At 28.5% G+C, this 16,320-nt stretch carries 16 protein-coding genes; 1 reads left to right on the top strand and 15 read right to left on the bottom strand.

What is annotated here, in order from left to right; translation table 11 throughout:
- Positions 1-316 precede the first annotated feature (316 nt).
- A complete protein-coding gene (sigK, locus tag J7G74_RS07075; protein ID WP_297133484.1) occupies positions 317-967 on the bottom strand; it encodes an RNA polymerase sporulation sigma factor SigK in 651 nt (216 codons plus the stop codon).
- Positions 968-1,044: 77 nt separating this feature from the next.
- On the bottom strand, positions 1,045-2,706 hold the full coding sequence (locus tag J7G74_RS07070) for a peptidoglycan D,D-transpeptidase FtsI family protein (protein WP_297133482.1): 1,662 nt from the start codon (positions 2,704-2,706) through the stop codon (positions 1,045-1,047).
- A gap of 222 nt (positions 2,707-2,928) precedes the next feature.
- Between J7G74_RS07070 and J7G74_RS07065 the strand changes: the two genes are divergently transcribed.
- On the top strand, positions 2,929-3,984 hold the full coding sequence (locus J7G74_RS07065) for an NAD(P)H-dependent flavin oxidoreductase (RefSeq protein ID WP_297133480.1): 1,056 nt from the start codon (positions 2,929-2,931) through the stop codon (positions 3,982-3,984).
- Between the two features lie 242 nt (positions 3,985-4,226).
- Here the strand turns inward: J7G74_RS07065 and J7G74_RS07060 are convergent, their stop codons facing one another.
- The 13 genes from J7G74_RS07060 to J7G74_RS07000 all read right to left on the bottom strand — a co-directional run bounded on the left by J7G74_RS07060 (position 4,227) and on the right by J7G74_RS07000 (position 16,229).
- The gene (locus J7G74_RS07060; RefSeq protein WP_297133478.1) at positions 4,227-4,682 is read right to left on the bottom strand and encodes a MarR family winged helix-turn-helix transcriptional regulator; all 456 of its coding nucleotides are present in this window, start codon (positions 4,680-4,682) and stop codon (positions 4,227-4,229) included.
- A gap of 115 nt (positions 4,683-4,797) precedes the next feature.
- A complete protein-coding gene (locus tag J7G74_RS07055; protein ID WP_297133477.1) occupies positions 4,798-5,598 on the bottom strand; it encodes an acetyl-CoA carboxylase carboxyltransferase subunit alpha in 801 nt (266 codons plus the stop codon).
- Positions 5,588-6,460, bottom strand: a complete 873-nt coding sequence (accD, locus tag J7G74_RS07050) for an acetyl-CoA carboxylase, carboxyltransferase subunit beta (protein ID WP_297133476.1) — start codon at positions 6,458-6,460, stop codon at positions 5,588-5,590. The genes J7G74_RS07055 and accD overlap by 11 nt, the downstream gene beginning before the upstream one ends.
- The gene (locus J7G74_RS07045; protein ID WP_297133474.1) at positions 6,453-7,805 is read right to left on the bottom strand and encodes an acetyl-CoA carboxylase biotin carboxylase subunit; all 1,353 of its coding nucleotides are present in this window, start codon (positions 7,803-7,805) and stop codon (positions 6,453-6,455) included. Before J7G74_RS07045 ends, accD begins: the two co-directional genes overlap by 8 nt.
- An 8-nt stretch (positions 7,806-7,813) precedes the next feature.
- A complete protein-coding gene (fabZ, locus tag J7G74_RS07040; RefSeq protein WP_297133472.1) occupies positions 7,814-8,236 on the bottom strand; it encodes a 3-hydroxyacyl-ACP dehydratase FabZ in 423 nt (140 codons plus the stop codon).
- The gene (gene accB / locus J7G74_RS07035) at positions 8,237-8,767 is read right to left on the bottom strand and encodes an acetyl-CoA carboxylase biotin carboxyl carrier protein (RefSeq protein ID WP_297133470.1); all 531 of its coding nucleotides are present in this window, start codon (positions 8,765-8,767) and stop codon (positions 8,237-8,239) included.
- Between the two features lie 12 nt (positions 8,768-8,779).
- Entirely contained in the window at positions 8,780-10,015 is a 1,236-nt protein-coding gene (fabF, locus tag J7G74_RS07030) for a beta-ketoacyl-ACP synthase II (RefSeq protein WP_297133469.1), read from the bottom strand.
- A gap of 10 nt (positions 10,016-10,025) precedes the next feature.
- Positions 10,026-10,766, bottom strand: a complete 741-nt coding sequence (gene fabG, locus J7G74_RS07025) for a 3-oxoacyl-[acyl-carrier-protein] reductase (RefSeq protein WP_297133467.1) — start codon at positions 10,764-10,766, stop codon at positions 10,026-10,028.
- Between the two features lie 45 nt (positions 10,767-10,811).
- Positions 10,812-11,762 (bottom strand): ACP S-malonyltransferase, encoded by a 951-nt coding sequence (gene fabD, locus J7G74_RS07020; RefSeq protein ID WP_297133465.1) that lies wholly within the window; start codon positions 11,760-11,762, stop codon positions 10,812-10,814.
- Positions 11,755-12,690, bottom strand: a complete 936-nt coding sequence (fabK, locus tag J7G74_RS07015; RefSeq protein ID WP_297133464.1) for an enoyl-[acyl-carrier-protein] reductase FabK — start codon at positions 12,688-12,690, stop codon at positions 11,755-11,757. The genes fabD and fabK overlap by 8 nt, the downstream gene beginning before the upstream one ends.
- A 24-nt stretch (positions 12,691-12,714) precedes the next feature.
- Positions 12,715-12,948, bottom strand: a complete 234-nt coding sequence (locus J7G74_RS07010) for an acyl carrier protein (RefSeq protein ID WP_297133462.1) — start codon at positions 12,946-12,948, stop codon at positions 12,715-12,717.
- Positions 12,949-13,089: 141 nt separating this feature from the next.
- Positions 13,090-14,067 carry a beta-ketoacyl-ACP synthase III gene (locus J7G74_RS07005; RefSeq protein WP_297133461.1) on the bottom strand — a complete coding sequence of 326 codons (978 nt, stop codon included), beginning with the start codon at positions 14,065-14,067 and terminating at the stop codon, positions 13,090-13,092.
- 482 nt (positions 14,068-14,549) lie between these two features.
- Positions 14,550-16,229 carry a M20/M25/M40 family metallo-hydrolase gene (locus J7G74_RS07000; RefSeq protein ID WP_297133460.1) on the bottom strand — a complete coding sequence of 560 codons (1,680 nt, stop codon included), beginning with the start codon at positions 16,227-16,229 and terminating at the stop codon, positions 14,550-14,552.
- Positions 16,230-16,320: the final 91 nt, after the last annotated feature.

The following is a 16,320-nucleotide window of genomic DNA, read 5'->3' as shown; positions in this document are numbered from 1 at the left end:
TTCTCTTAATGCCTTATAAAAAAATATCGATATGATAAGAATTATTATATTTAAAGTAATATCTATTAATTGAAATATATTGTTAAATTGATAAAAATTCATATATATCCTCCCCAATTATTATTCATTACTTTTTTAGATTTAAATAATTACATATATTATTATCTTATTACTTAAAATATTATTTTTCTTTGAACTTTCTGCTTTTTCTTCATTTTTTATCATATAAATTATATTAGCATAATACTATTAAATATTTTGTCACTTCATGACCTAAAGTAATAAATGCAAAAAGATATGTACGACAAAAAAAGCCTTATTCAAGGCTTTTTTCTGATTTTAATTCTTTTTTCAACTTTTTAAGTGCTTTTTTTTCAATTCTTGATACATATGATCGAGATATATCTAGCTTTTGAGATATTTCTCTTTGTGTTTTATAACCCATAGGAGTAAGACCATATCTCAATTGTATTATCTCTTTCTCTCTATCTGTGAGAATTTTATCTAATTTTTCATAAAGCTTACTAATTTGTACCTTCAATTCTACCTGGTCAATAACATGGTCAGGCTCAGTCCCCAAGATATCTATTAAGCTGATCGAATTACCTTCCTTGTCTACGCCTATAGGGTCTTGAAGAGATACTTGAACTTTATTTTTTTTATTAGTTCTTATATTCATTAAAATCTCATTTTCTATACATTTTGACGCATAAGTAGCTAGTCTCGTACCTTTATCAACCTTAAAAGTTTCAATGGCTTTAATTAAACCTATAGTTCCGATTGATATAAGATCATCTTGATCCTCATTTGAATTATTATATTTTTTAGCAATATGCGCAACTAATCTCATGTTTCTTTCTATCAAGATTTCTTTAGCCTCTTGATTATTTTCATTTTTTAGTAAAGATAGGTAATGTACTTCTTCTTCAGGGGTTAATGGTTTTTCAAATGATTTTAGAATAGTCAACAGGCCACCCCCTTTTATAGGTGTCACTCTAAATTATATGAAAGTGGCTCCTTAAAGTTGACTATTCTATATTAATTTTATTTTAATTTTTGGCAAATATCTTTAAATATTGGTACTGCTGATTTACTACTCTCTTCCGTTCCTTCTACTACAACAGTTATGGCATACTTAGGATTCTCTCTAGGATAAAATCCTGTTATCCAGCCATGTGAAATGGGTTTACCATTTAGACTACTTTGTGCTGTTCCTGTTTTAACCCCACATCCACCTTCTAAATCAGAAAGTGTTTTTGCTGTACCTATTAAAGAAACACTCGTCATCAACCTTTTTATTTGTGTCATAGTGTATGGAGATATTATTTCTTCTTTTTTATTACTTTTATAAGTTTTTAAGATATCTTTATTGTTATTTATTATACTATCATATACATATAATGGCTTGTATGTCCCATTATTAGCTATAATTTGAGTCATCTGATTTATTTGAAGAGGAGTAAACTCAATTTTATCTTGACCTATTGCTAAATTACTAAGAGCTATATCTTTAGGAATCTTCGAATTTTTTTCTTCTTCAATTCCTATATCTACCTTTTCATCAAGATGTAATATTTTTATCGCATCAAATATTTTTTCACTTCCAACTCTTTTGGCAATGTCATAGAATGCAGTATTGCAAGAATTAGCCACAGCCTCTTCCAAAGTCTCCCTTCCATGAACAGTTAAGTTGTTACAATTTAAAACTTCTCCTCCTGATCCTACCTTTGTACTTCCTGTACAGTTATATATATAATTTTCATCTATAATATTATTATCTAACGCCGCAAATAGCACAACTAGTTTAAAAACTGATCCAGGAGGATATGTTACTGACAAAACTCTATTTTGAAGCTCTCCTTTAGAACTATTTGAGTATGAAGATATATCATTTGGATTAAAATTAGGTCTTGAACACATGGATATTATTTCACCTGTTTGTATATCTGATATCACTACCGCACTTGGATTTTCTTCTTTATCCATAATTTGTTCAATATTATTTTGAATCTTAGAATCTATTGTTAATTTTAAGTGCTTACTGTCTTCATTTTGTGAAATGTTCTCTACACTTCCTTTTAAATATGTTAGCCCACCTTTATTTTGACCAGCTTTGAAAACTGATACGTAATTTTTATTGCTATCTTTTAACTCATCATCCATATACTTCTCTATACCACTTACTCCACTATTTTCTGATTTTTTTACATATCCTATTAAGTGAGTCAATAAATTATCATCAGAGTATCTCATAGTTTTTTCTTTAACTAATATTCCTTTTTCTTCTAATGCCTCTATTTTACTATTATCAATATAATCTATTTCTATTTCTATAATCTCAGATGATAGTTGGCTTTGTACTGCTTTATAAATATCTTCTTCCGTTAATTTAGTAGCGTCTTTTATTAAAGATATGTTAGAAAAATTTCCACTCACCACTTTTTTAGGAACTAATAATACTTTAGTTTTTTTACTATCAGTAAGGGGCACATTATTTCTATCATATATAATTCCTCTTCCACTATTTAAATTTACTGTTTCTATACTTTGACTTTCTATTTTACTTTCATACTCTTCATTTTTTAAAATAGTAATATTAAATATTCTATATGTAAGATAAGTAAATAATAGTACACATGTTATAAAAAAGTACTTTACTCTTTTTCTGATTAATTTATTACATACATGCTTTTTTCTTCTTGCCATTTAATCACCCCTTATCCTTTTTATGAGATTTTTGACAATAAAAAGAAAAAAAATACTGTTATAAATTAATTACTTAAAATAAAAAATTTGCTAGAAAATAAATTCTTATTATTATGCTCTTGTTGATGATTATTACTTAATCATGTAGTATAATATTATTTATCTTAGTTAATTAAATATTTTAAAACTTAAATTTTCCTTGCCTAATAAGGAGGAATTTTTATGAAAGAATTAGTAATTGGAAACTTAGTAGCAAAAATACCTATAATTCAAGGTGGCATGGGTATAGGCATATCTAGATCAAATCTAGCTTCATCTGTTAGTAAATTAGGTGGAATTGGAATAATATCTGGAGTTAATATTGGTTTTGATGAACCTGATTTTGAAACAAATACTTTGGAAGCTAATTTAAGAGCTTTAAAAAAGCATATTAAATTAGCTAAAGAAAAATCTAATAATGGTATCATAGGAGTTAATCTTATGGTGGCTATGAATAATTATGAATCTCATGTAAAAACATCTATAGAAGCAGGATGTGATATCATTATTTCTGGAGCAGGACTTCCTATGAAATTACCTACTTTAATTAATAATACTTCTACTAAAATTGCTCCTATAGTTTCATCTGCTAAAGCTACTAATGTTATACTTAAAATGTGGGATAAAAAATATAATACAACAGCTGATTTAATAATAGTTGAAGGTCCAAAAGCTGGTGGTCACTTAGGTTTTAGTAATGATGATTTAGATAATATAAACTCTATTAATTATGATAAAGAATTTAGCTACATATTAAAAATTGCTGATGAATACGGAAAAAAATATAATAAAAATATTCCAGTAATTGCTGCTGGTGGAATTTCTTCTAGTTCAGATGTAAAAAAATATATTGATATGGGCGCGTCAGGTATTCAAGTAGGTACTAGATTTGTTGCTACTTATGAGTGTGATGCTCATGATAACTTTAAAAATACATATGTAAATGCAAATAAAGAAGACATAGTAATCGTCAAAAGCCCTGTAGGTCTTCCAGGAAGGGCCATTAAAAACAAATTTATCGAGAATATAACCATTTCAAAACCCAAAATAAGCAAATGCTACAACTGTTTAATTCCTTGCAAACCAAAAGATACACCATATTGCATATCTTTAGCCTTAATCAATGCAGTAAAGGGAAATATAGATAATGCCTTACTATTTTGTGGTGCTGATGCTTATAAAATAAATTCATTATCATCTGTTGAAGAAGTTATTAATGACTTAACAAGTGAAATATAATCTTATTTTTAAATATATTAAAATATTTTAAATTATTAATTTAGCTTACACAAAAATTAAAGGGATGACTCTTATATAAAGTCCATCCCTTGTTTATTATTGAAACATATAAAAAATTAACTTCATTTAAGCACTTCGTGGGCACTCCACTTTATGTCACCAACGGCTTCGTCCGTTGCTCAAAATTCGCTTTGCTCATATCTGCAACCTCAATATAAATTCCTTGTATGTAAAAAAGCCTCCTACTGGAAGCTTTGATATTTTCTTTCAAAGAACCTTATTGCTTTTTCAAGTATCTTATTTAAAACTTCCAAATCTTCACCTTGGAAATTTTCAAGTATTTCATCTATCATTTCTTTGTGGAATACACTGTGAGTAAGAAAAACTGCTTTCCCACTCTCAGTTAAGCTTACAAGTACTACTCTTCTATCTTCTTCTATTCTCTTTCTCTCCACATATCCCTTTTTAATTAGTCTATTTATTGCTGTAGTAAGAGTACCAACAGTTATTCTTAAATCATGAGCAATTTCTCCCATAGTTCTATTGCCCTCTGTTCCTATTGCTTCTATTGTATGAATTTCTGTTATAGATAGATCAGTAAACTCCGTATTTTTCATAGCTTTTTCTTCAATATGCAAAATATCATTAAATAATTGCACTAATAGCCTGTTTAATATCTCTTCTGCTGAATTTTTCATAGTATCCGCTCTCCATATTTCTTATTTTAAATGTATTATAATAAATTTCTTAAATAAATTCAATTGATACTATGTATTATATCAAATTTATAGTAATTGTTTGTAATAATTACTACTATTTACCCATATTTCTGAACTTATCATATCTATTATTCAATAATTCATCATAATCTATATTTATTAATTCCTCTAAGTCTTTTAAAATATACGCTTTTATGCTATTAGCTGATAATTCAGGATCTTCATGGGCTCCATTTTTAGGTTCTTTTATTATCCCATCAATTATATTAAATTTCTCTAAATCTTGTGATGTTATTTTCATAGAGTAAGCAGCCTTTTTAGCTTTACTTACATCTTTCCATAATATCGAAGCAAATCCTTCTGGAGATAATATGGAATAAATAGAGTTTTCCATCATATATACTTTATCTCCAAGAGCTAAAGCTAAGGCTCCTCCACTTCCTCCTTCTCCTATTATGATAGATATAATTGGTGTTTTTAAATTACTCATTTCAATTAGATTTTGAGCAATAGCATGACCTTGACCTCTTTCTTCAGCACCGATTCCACAAAATGCCCCTGGAGTATCCACAAAACAAATAATCGGTCTTTTAAATTTTTCAGCTTGCTTCATCAATCTTAAAGACTTTTTATAACCTTCTGGGTGAACCATACCAAAATTTGAATCTATATTTTCTTTAGTATTCTTACCTTTATTTATACCAATAACTGTAACATTAAAACAATTAATTTTACCTATACCACCGATTATAGCTTTATCATCTCTAAAAGATCTATCTCCATGAAACTCTATAAATTCATCAAATATGTTCTCTATATAGAACCTAGCATTAGGTCTATCTTTATGTCGAGCAAGACTTACCTTATTCCAGATTAACTCTTCATTATTTTGCATATTCCACCACCTCATGTAAGCTAAGTATTTTAGATAAATAGTTTTTTAAATCCTTTCTTGATACTATAGCATCTATAAATCCTTTTTCTAAGGCAAACTCAGCACTTTGAAAATCTTCAGGTAGTTTTTCATTTATAGTATTTTCTATGACACGTCTTCCTGCAAATCCTACAACTGCATTAGGCTCACTTATTATAATATCCCCTTGCATAGCAAAGCTAGCAGTGACTCCTCCCGTAGTAGGATTAGTAATTACACTTATATATAATAGTCCTGCTTTATTATGTTTTCCAATAGCTACAGACGTTTTAGCCATTTGCATTAAAGAAAGAATACCTTCTTGCATTCTAGCACCACCGGATGCACTAAATATTATAAGAGGTAACTTATTTTGTGTAGCATGTTCAATAATTCTAGTTATTTTTTCACCTACTGCACAACCCATGCTTCCCATCATAAAATTACTATCCATAATAGCAACACAGACTTTTTTTAAGTTTATGCTACCTACTCCAGTTACAACACCTTCATCTAGCTTTGATTTATTTTTATTTTGCTGTAATTTTTCTTCATATCCTTCAAATCCCAAAGGATTACCTGAAGTTATATCTGTAAATAATTTATAAAAACTATTTTCATCAAAAATTTGATTTATTCTCTCTAAAGCTGAAATCTTAAAATGATAACCACAATTTGTGCATATGTTTAAATTTTTTTCTAAATCATCTTTATATATTATATTTTTACACTTATCACAGTTAATCCATCTACCATTTGGTATGTTCGGTATATTGGAATTTTCATTTAAATCCCTAGTACTAACTGTTATATACTCTCTTTTTCTAAATAAATTTTTAAGCATTATTATTCACCAACTTCGTCTCTATAAATGAAGTATTGTAATCTCCATTAATAAAATCTTCATGCTCTAGTATTTCGTATTGAAAATCTATATTAGTTATAACTCCTCCTATAGCAAATTCATCTAATGCTCTTTTCATTTTTATAATAGCATTTTCCCTATCGTCACCAAATGTTATTAATTTTCCTATCATAGAATCGTAATAAGGAGGTATTTCATATCCACAATAAATTGCACTATCAACTCTTACACCTGGTCCTGAAGGTACATATAGTTCATTTATTACACCTGGACATGGTCTAAAATTATTACTTGGATCTTCTGCATTTATTCTACATTCTATAGCATGACCATTGATTTTTACATCTTCTTGAGTAATATCTAACTTCATATTAGAAGCTATTTTTAATTGTTCTTTTACGATATCTATATTAGTTATCATTTCTGTTATAGGGTGCTCTACTTGTATTCTCGTATTCATCTCCATAAAATAAAAGTGCCCATTTTTATCAACAAGAAATTCTATAGTCCCTGCATTTTTATAATTAACTGCCTTAGCAGCTCTAACCGCTACCTTACCCATTTCATTTCTCAAAGATTTATCTAAAAAACATGAAGGTGCTTCTTCCAACACTTTTTGATTATTTCTTTGAAGAGAACATTCTCTTTCTCCTAAATGAATTATATTTCCGTATTCATCTGCAAGTATTTGAAATTCTATATGACGTGGACATTCTATATATTTCTCTATATATAATTTATCTTCTCCAAAACAAGCTTTTGACTCTAACTTTGCCGCTTCATAATTATGTTTAAATTCACCAGGTTCTCTTACTATTCTGATACCTTTACCACCACCGCCGGCTGCTGCTTTTATCATCAATGGATATCCTATTTCATTTGAAATTTTAAGTGCATGTTCATATGAATTAATTTCACCTTCATATCCTGGAACTACAGGCACATTTGCTTTTTTCATAATTTTTCTCGCCTTTGCTTTATCTCCCATAAGCTCAATAACTTCAAAATCAGGTCCTATAAACTTAATATTACATTCTTCACACATCTTTGCAAATTTAGGATTTTCTGATAAAAATCCAAATCCAGGATGTATACCTTCACAACCAGTTAATACACATGCACTTAGTATGTTAGTAACATTTAAATAACTATCTTTAGTAAGAGGACCACCTACACAAATAGCTTCATCCGCCATTTGTGTATGAAGAGCATCTTTATCACCTTCAGAGTAAATTGCTACAGTTCTTATATCTAGTTCTCTACAAGCTCTAATTATTCTAATAGCAATTTCACCTCTATTTGCTATAAGTATTTTCTTTAACATAATAACACCTACCCAATAGCGAACATTATCTCACCTTCGCAGACTAATTTATCATCTACTGTGGCTTTACCTTTGCCAATTCCTATACTTCCTTTTAATCTTATTATCTCTATTTCTAAATCTAATTTATCTCCAGGAACAACTTGTTTTTTCCATCTAACTTTATCAGCCCCTACTAAGAAGCCGATTTTTCCTTTAAAATCTTCCATCGAAAGTATACAAATTGCCCCCATTTGTGCCAAAGCTTCAAGTATTAATACTCCTGGCATTACAGGATAATCAGGAAAATGTCCATTGAAGAAATTTTCATTTATAGTTATATTTTTATATCCCTTTGCACTTTTACCTTCTATCACTTCTTCCACTCTATCTATCATTAAAAAAGGATATCTATGAGGTAAAATTTCCTTTATTTCTTTAATATCTAACATTTATATTCTCCTTACCTTGAATAAAGGTTGACCATACTCAACCATGATTCCATCTTCACCTAATATATCTACGATTTCACACTCAAACTCTGCATTTATTTCATTCATAAGTTTCATAGCTTCTATAATACAGACTACTTCGCCTTTATTAACCCTTTGTCCAACAGTGACAAAAGGATTCGATGTAGGTGATGTAGCTTTATAATAAGTTCCTACTATAGGTGATTTGATATATTCAAACTCACTATCATTTTCATCATTATTTAAATTATTATCATTAGATACACTTGATTTATTTTCTAAGATTAATGTAGATTTGTCTTCTAACTGCAAAATATCTGAAGTATCAGTTATAGCTAATTTACTAAAAGCTTTTGTATCTACATTATCATTATTATTTATAGTATTGATATAGTTTCTAGATAAAGACTTATCCATTTTTATATAATCTTTTTCATCTTGGATTTCAAAATAAGATAAATCAGAGTCATTTATTAATTTAATTAGTTCTTTTATTTCACTAAAATTCATATTTACCTCCAATTACTCCCATCTTTTAAATAAAAGACAAGCATTATGACCACCAAATCCAAGTGAGTTGTTTAATGCATATTTCAAATCTGACTTTTTACCTACATTTGGTACATAATCTAAATCTAACTCTTCTTCACTTTCACTGTATCCTATAGTTGGATGTATATATCCTTCTTCTAAAGACTTTATACATGCAATTGATTCTACTGCTCCAGCTGCTCCTAATAAATGTCCTGTCATTGATTTAGTCGATGATATAGGTATATTTTTAGCATCATCTTTAAAGACTTTTTTAATAGCTCTTGTTTCAAATAAATCATTGTATGGTGTTGATGTTCCATGAGCATTTATATATGAAACTTGCCTAGGTTCAATGTTAGCTTCTTTTATAGCATCTTCCATAGCTTTTGATGCACTTTCACCTTTTGGATCTGGAGAAGTTATATGATATGCATCACAAGTAGATCCATATCCTACTATTTCGCATATTATATCAGCATTTCTATTTAAGGCATGACCTAAACTCTCCATAACTAATATACCTGCACCTTCTCCCATAACAAAACCACACCTGTCTTTATCAAATGGAGTTGATGCTTTTTGTGGGATATTATTAGAATTTAAAGCTCTCATATTATTAAATCCAGCTATTGCTATAGGAGTTATAGATGATTCACATCCTCCACTTATCATGACATCTGCATAACCATGCTTTATGTATCTAAATGCATCCCCTATATTATTTGTACCAGTAGCACAGGCAGTTACTGCTGAAGTACAAGTAGCTTTTGCATCATACTTTATAGCTATATTTGCAGCAGCTGCATTTATTATTGTCATAGGTATATACATTGGAGATATTCTCTTTGGACCTTTATTAAATAAATTTGAAAACTCATATTCATGAGTATGGAATCCACCAATTCCAGAACCTACCATGACACCAAATCTACTTTTATCTATTTCATCTAAATTAAGCTTAGAATTTTTTACAGCCTCGTCACTTGCTATTAGGGCATATTGAGTAAATTTATCTAATCTTCTCATTTCTTTTTTATCTAAATAATCTTCAACTTTTAAATCTTTAACTTCTCCAGCTATTTTTACATCTAAATTGTCAGTATCTATAGACTTTATAAAATCTATTCCTAGCTTACCATTTTTAGCATTTGCCCAAAATTCGTCAACATTATTTCCAATAGGAGTTACGGCTCCTATTCCTGTTATAACTACTCTTCTACTCATATTCTTTCTCCTACATTGCCATTCCGCCATCCACATGGATAACTTGACCTGTTATATAATTAGATTTATCACTAGCTAAAAATACAGCTAGATTTGCTATATCTCCTACTTGACCTAATCTTTTAAGAGGTACACCAGAAATTATATTTTTCTTTTGATCTTCACTTAATACTTTAGTCATATCTGTATCTATAAATCCTGGAGCTATTGCATTAACATTTATATTTTTACTTCCAATTTCTCTAGCTAGAGATTTTGTCATTCCTATCACTCCCGCTTTAGATGCTGAGTAATTTACTTGACCTGCATTTCCAACAACTCCTACAACAGAAGACATATTTATTATCTTTCCTTCTTTTTGTCTAATCATTATTGGAGAAACTGCTCTTAAACAGTTAAATGCACCTTTTAAGTTAACTTCTATTACCTTATCAAAATCTTCTTCTTTCATTCGTATTAGTAACGTATCTTTAGTTATTCCTGCATTATTTACTAATATATCAACTTTTCCAAAAGTATTCTTAGCTTCCTTTATTAAATTCTCTGCTTCATCAAAGTTACTTACATCTGCTTTGATTATCAAAGTATTAGATCCTAATTTATCTAATTCTTTCTTTAATTCAAGTGCTTCTTCTTCACTACTTCTATAGTTAAGTACTATATTAGCTCCTTCTTTGGCGAATTGAAGCGCTATTTCTCTACCTATGCCTCTAGAAGCACCTGTAATTACTGCACATTTTCCTTGTAACATTAATTTTCCTCCATAAAAATTAGCATTTATAATTGAAAATATATTCTATATATTAACTTTTTCAAGATTTAAACTTTCTACAGTTTCTTTTAAAGATTGCATATCTTCTACGTTATAAACCTTTGCATCTTCATCTATCTTCTTTACAAATCCAGATAATGTTTTTCCTGGGCCTACTTCTATAAAAGTATCTACTCCTTTTTCTTTTAAATCTCTTATACTCTTTTCAAAAAGAACAGAAGACATTATTTGTAATCTTAATAATTCTTTTATATCATCATTTTTATCGTAAGGTTCCCCCTTAACGTTAGAATAAACTACCTTTTTTAAATCTTTGAAATTAACTTTTTTTAATTCCTCATAAAATTCATAACTTGCTTTTTCATACATAGAACTATGAAATGGTCCACTAACTTTAAGAGGAACTACTAACCCCTTTAATTCTTTTGCAATTTTCATACTTTCTTTAATTGCTTTTTTCTCTCCTGATATAACTATTTGACCTGGACAATTATAATTAGCACCTTCAACAATACCAAACTCCCCAGCTCTTTCTATTAGTTCCTCAACTTTTTCATTACTTAATTTTAGGACAGCGGCCATAGTCCCTTCATCTGATCTAATTGCAGAGTCCATTATTTCAGCTCTTTTTTTTATAAGTTTCATTCCATCTTCAAAAGATAATCCTCCGCCATAAATCAATGACCCATATTCTCCTAAAGATAGTCCCACTGTATAATCAGCTTCAATACCTTCTTCTTCTAAAGCTTTTTGACAAGCTAAAGATGTAAGTAATATTGCAGGCTGATTATTTTTTGTTCTTGTAAGTTCTTCTTGTAAACCATTAAATATTAACTCTTTTATAGGCATCTCTAGAATTTCTTCACCTTTATCAAATATGTCTCTACAACTATCTATATTTTCATATAAATCTTTTCCCATATTTAGATATTGTGCACCTTGACCTGGGAAAAGAAAAGCAATTTTATTATTCATTAAAAACCCTCCCAAGTAATTCTTCTAACTCACCTATTAATTCATCTATAATTTCTTTGCAACTTTGCTTCTTACTAACAAGTCCTGCTATTTGACCCGCCATCACACTACCATTATTAATATCACCATCAACTACAGCTCTTCTTAAAGCTCCTTTTCCTAAAGCTTCTATGTCTTCTGGACTTCCATTAGATTTTTCTAACTTTATATATTCTCTAGTTAGTTTATTTCTTAGTACTCTAACTGGATGAGATGTCGATGTTCCTGTAACTTCAGTATCTATATCTTTTGCATTTAATACTCTATTTTTATAATTTTCATGTATCTTACATTCCTTTGATACTAAAAATCTAGTTCCCATTTGTACTCCACATGCTCCAAGCATAAATGATGCAGCAATTCCTCTTCCATCACCTATCCCTCCTGCTGCTATAACAGGAATATCAACAGCATCTACAACTTGTGGGACTAAACTCATAGTTGTCAATTGGCCAATATGTCCTCCTGCTTCCATCCCTTCTACGATTACTGCATCTGCACCGAATTTTTCCATTCTCTTTGCAATTGCTACAGAAGGGACAACAGGTATTACTTTTATATTATTTTTTTTCCAATTATCTATATACTTACCAGGGCTACCTGCTCCAGTGGTAACTACAGCTACATTTTCATCACATACTAATTTAGCGATTTCATCAACATTATCTCTCATAAGCATAACATTAATCCCAAAAGGCTTGTTAGTAAGTGACTTAGCTTTTTGTATTTCAGCTTTTACATCTTCTGTATTACCTACTCCACTTATAATTCCAAGTCCTCCAGCTTCACTAACCGCTGCTGCTAAAGTAGCATCTGATATCCACGCCATACCGCCTTGAATAATTGGATATTCTATATTAAGTAATTCTGTTATCCTTGAACTTTCCATAAATCCTCCTGCAAGTACTTCTTCTTATTTTACTTTTTCTTTTGTTTTTTCTTCTATGTAATTTACTACATCTCTTATACTCTTCATATTTTCTGGAGAGTCAACTTCTATTCCAAATTGCTCTTCTATTTCTATTACTAATTGGAATGTATCTAATGAATCAATCCCTAAAGATTCAAATGTAGAATCTAATGTTATTTCATCTTTCTCCACTGATAAATTTTCTTCCATTATTTCTTGTAATTTTTCAAATATCATTTTATTTTCCTCCATAAATTTTATTTATTATTTTAAATTATTTTTATTAGTTAGTTTTGTTTCAACTTACTTATCTTAGTTATCTTAGTTAAATCTTTTAAACTTAAATTTTCTTATTTACCTTTTAATTATTTATTTTATTTATATAGACCAATTTATAATAGTTGCTCCATATGTAAGTCCTGCTCCAAAACCAACTAATATAATTTTATTACCTTCTTTCAATAAACCTTCTTCATACATATCGCTTAAAGCCATTGGTATTGATGCTGCTGATGTATTTCCATGTTCGTGAATATTTGTATAAAATTTTTCTATTGGTAACTTTAATTTTTTAGCAGCATACTCAATAATTCTTATATTAGCTTGATGAGGTACTATGTAATCAATATCTTCAAGTGATAAGTTATTTTCTTCTAGCATTTTATTTATAGACTTTACAATTGTAGATGTAGCAAATTTAAAGACTTCATTTCCATTCATTTTTAACTTTGATTCTCTTATTGTTTTACTATCTACAAAAGGACTATCTATATCACTTCCTTCTATCGTTATGCAACTCCATTTGTCTCCATCTGATTTGCAAAAAGAATTTCCTAGACCTGATGATTCGCTTCTAGATAAAACTACTGCTCCTGCTCCATCTCCAAATAAAACACAAGTAGATCTATCTTGCCAATCAATAAATTTAGATAAATTTTCAGCACCTACCACTAAAGCATGCTTATAGTTATGCATCTTCATAAGTGACTTAGCTAAATCTAAGGCAAATATAAATCCAGAGCAAGCTGCACTTATATCAAAAGCAACTGCATTCTTAGCACCTATAATACTTTGTACTATACAAGCTGTAGATGGAGTAAACATGTCTGGAGTGCAAGTTGCCAAAACAATTAAATCAATATCCAGTGCAGATGTTTTTGCTTCTTTAATCGCCTTTTCACAAGCCATCGCAGCCATATATGATGTATCTTCTCCTGTAGATATATAACGACTTTTTATTCCTGTTCTTGAAAATATCCATTCATCATTAGTATCTACAATCTCACTAAGGTGATTATTAGTGACCTTTTTAGAAGGAATATACTTTCCAACACCTCCTATAATTACCTCTTTCATATGTTTCTCCTTATCATTTGATATTAATACATTTTGATTTTCAAAATATATTGTAAAAAAAATTAATCTCTTTTCTATGAGACTAGAATTATAAATTAATTATTCGATATTCAAAATATATTATATTCAAATCAAAAAGTCAACTCTTTTTATATAATTTTTTATTGAATTTAAAAGATTGCCTTTTTAATTCACCAATAATTTATAATATTTTATTAATAAAATGCTAGCTTATAACGTCACAAATGATAGTGTAGCTACAAGAAAAAATTTGATATGCTAAAGTAGATGCTCCACTTCATATCACCAATGGTTTCAACCGTTGCTCAAAATTAATATGTTTGAAATTATATTTATCTATAAAACAAATAACACACGATTTTCTTACAATAAAAAAATAATTTATTTATGATAAATCATATATATTATAAACGCGGTACAATATAAAAAACTAGAGAATAACATATTCTCTAGCTCAAAAATTATAAATTATATTTTAATTTCGTATTTTTATATTTTTGATTTAATAATGTTTTTATATTAACACAAGAACATACTACTGATAATGTTGCTATCATTACAAACAACATAAATACACATAAAGCTCCAAAAGTAAGAGCGCATTTAAATAAGTATACTGTTGGTACATACAGTATTAATATTAAAGCTATTGGTATTAACATAATACAAGATATATCACTTTTTTCAAAAACTTCATTTATACTTACAAATAAACTGATTAAAAGTGCAGGGAATACAAATAAGTAACTTCCACCTGGTAAAGCTATTGTAAATATTATTGATAATATGAATAATAGCAATAAAGATCCTATTGTATATTCATTTTTTTCTTCAAAATTATTACTTGTTTTTCTTATGACAAGTATATATCCAATTACTGCTAAAATTATACAAATTATAAATATAGTGTTTTCAAATTTTATAATAGGTAAATATGTAAGTTTAAACTCTCTTCCATTTATTAATGCTGCAATTTTTGAAACACCAAATCCAATTACCATAGTCATAACAGTATATAATAAGTTTATAAATGTATATTTTAATGATTTTAATATACTTTTTATACCAAACTTATTATTTAAGAATAATATTAATCCACCTATTAAGGCTAAAAGTACATAGTTTATAGTTTTTGAATACTTTACAAATACATTTCCTATTATAAAGAATATTGAGTCATTACCACCATTTAAAGCATTAGCATCTGAGTATTTCTCATTACTTACAAACTCTTTAACTATAGGATATACTTGATCTCCATAATGCTGTAATGATTTTTTATTTATATTTTCTACACTATCATTTGGTGTATGATAATTTTCTAATCCATCAAGTACACTTATGTTAATTCCATTTATACCTATACCTAAAAACTCAGTAAAATCAGTGCCATTTGGAAGTAACTTATATATTTCTGGTGTTATAGAATATGAAAATGGTTTATAACTACTATCATATAATTCCATTACTCTTGAGTTGTTTGGACTTGTTTCAAACATAATAGCTGGCCCTTTAGTTCCTCTAGCTTCTATATTAATTAAATAGTTAACATTTTCAAATATTTCTTTTTCTTTAACTGCTTCTTTTGCACCTAATAATCCGTATTCTTCCCCATCTGTTATAAGTATTTTTATACCATTATTTAATTCTACATTATTTTCTTTTATTGTTTTTACAGTTTCTAATATAGTAGAAAGACCATAACCTGCGTCAGCTGCACCTTTTGATCCATCTTTCTCAGCATATCTTTCTGGTTTTGCTCTTGATGAGTCATAATGTGTTGATAGCATTATATATGAGTCTGATTTACCTTTAATTTCTACATATATATTTTTTAAATCTTCTTTTGTCTTACTTCTTTCTACATAAACATCTTCATATGTATATATTTTAGGTTCTAATCCTAACTCTTTAAATTCATCTATCAAATAATTTCTTACTCTTTCATGCTCTTTGTAATCAAATATTGAATGTGGTTCTAAAGCTATATCTTTTATGTAATCTATTTGATTTTCTACATTTAATCTTTCCTTATCATTGGTATTTGGTTTAGATGGATATAATGAATTAAATCCAATTATTGATGAAATTAAAACTACCATTGATAATAATATTATTGTTATTTTTTTTGTATTTCTCATAATTATACCTCCTTAAACTTTTTTGCTAATATTCATTCTATAACATGTCTTTTATTTTGTAAATAAAATATTTTAACATTCAAAATATGTT

The sequence above is a fragment of the Terrisporobacter sp. genome, assembly GCF_017888745.1.
Taxonomy (GTDB): Bacteria; Bacillota; Clostridia; order Peptostreptococcales; family Peptostreptococcaceae; genus Terrisporobacter.
The sequence above is the reverse complement of the archived record's forward strand: the minus strand, read 5'-3'. Positions and strand labels throughout refer to the sequence as shown.

Excerpts from the sequence above, each read along its gene's own strand:
- accB (WP_297133470.1), bottom strand. The coding sequence starts at position 8,767 with ATGAATTTTAGTGAAATAAAAGAACTAATTAAATTAATAAATGACTCT.
- J7G74_RS07010 (WP_297133462.1), bottom strand. The coding sequence starts at position 12,948 with ATGATATTTGAAAAATTACAAGAAATAATGGAAGAAAATTTATCAGTG.
- J7G74_RS07060 (WP_297133478.1), bottom strand. The coding sequence starts at position 4,682 with ATGAAAAATTCAGCAGAAGAGATATTAAACAGGCTATTAGTGCAATTA.
- fabD (WP_297133465.1), bottom strand. The coding sequence starts at position 11,762 with ATGAATAATAAAATTGCTTTTCTTTTCCCAGGTCAAGGTGCACAATAT.
- J7G74_RS07055 (WP_297133477.1), bottom strand. The coding sequence starts at position 5,598 with ATGCAAAATAATGAAGAGTTAATCTGGAATAAGGTAAGTCTTGCTCGA.
- J7G74_RS07005 (WP_297133461.1), bottom strand. The coding sequence starts at position 14,067 with ATGAAAGAGGTAATTATAGGAGGTGTTGGAAAGTATATTCCTTCTAAA.
- J7G74_RS07070 (WP_297133482.1), bottom strand. The coding sequence starts at position 2,706 with ATGGCAAGAAGAAAAAAGCATGTATGTAATAAATTAATCAGAAAAAGA.
- J7G74_RS07000 (WP_297133460.1), bottom strand. The coding sequence starts at position 16,229 with ATGAGAAATACAAAAAAAATAACAATAATATTATTATCAATGGTAGTT.
- fabZ (WP_297133472.1), bottom strand. The coding sequence starts at position 8,236 with ATGTTAGATATTAAAGAAATAAAGGAAATTTTACCTCATAGATATCCT.
- J7G74_RS07065 (WP_297133480.1), top strand. The coding sequence starts at position 2,929 with ATGAAAGAATTAGTAATTGGAAACTTAGTAGCAAAAATACCTATAATT.
- fabF (WP_297133469.1), bottom strand. The coding sequence starts at position 10,015 with ATGAGTAGAAGAGTAGTTATAACAGGAATAGGAGCCGTAACTCCTATT.
- accD (WP_297133476.1), bottom strand. The coding sequence starts at position 6,460 with ATGCTTAAAAATTTATTTAGAAAAAGAGAGTATATAACAGTTAGTACT.
- fabK (WP_297133464.1), bottom strand. The coding sequence starts at position 12,690 with ATGGAAAGTTCAAGGATAACAGAATTACTTAATATAGAATATCCAATT.
- J7G74_RS07045 (WP_297133474.1), bottom strand. The coding sequence starts at position 7,805 with ATGTTAAAGAAAATACTTATAGCAAATAGAGGTGAAATTGCTATTAGA.
- fabG (WP_297133467.1), bottom strand. The coding sequence starts at position 10,766 with ATGTTACAAGGAAAATGTGCAGTAATTACAGGTGCTTCTAGAGGCATA.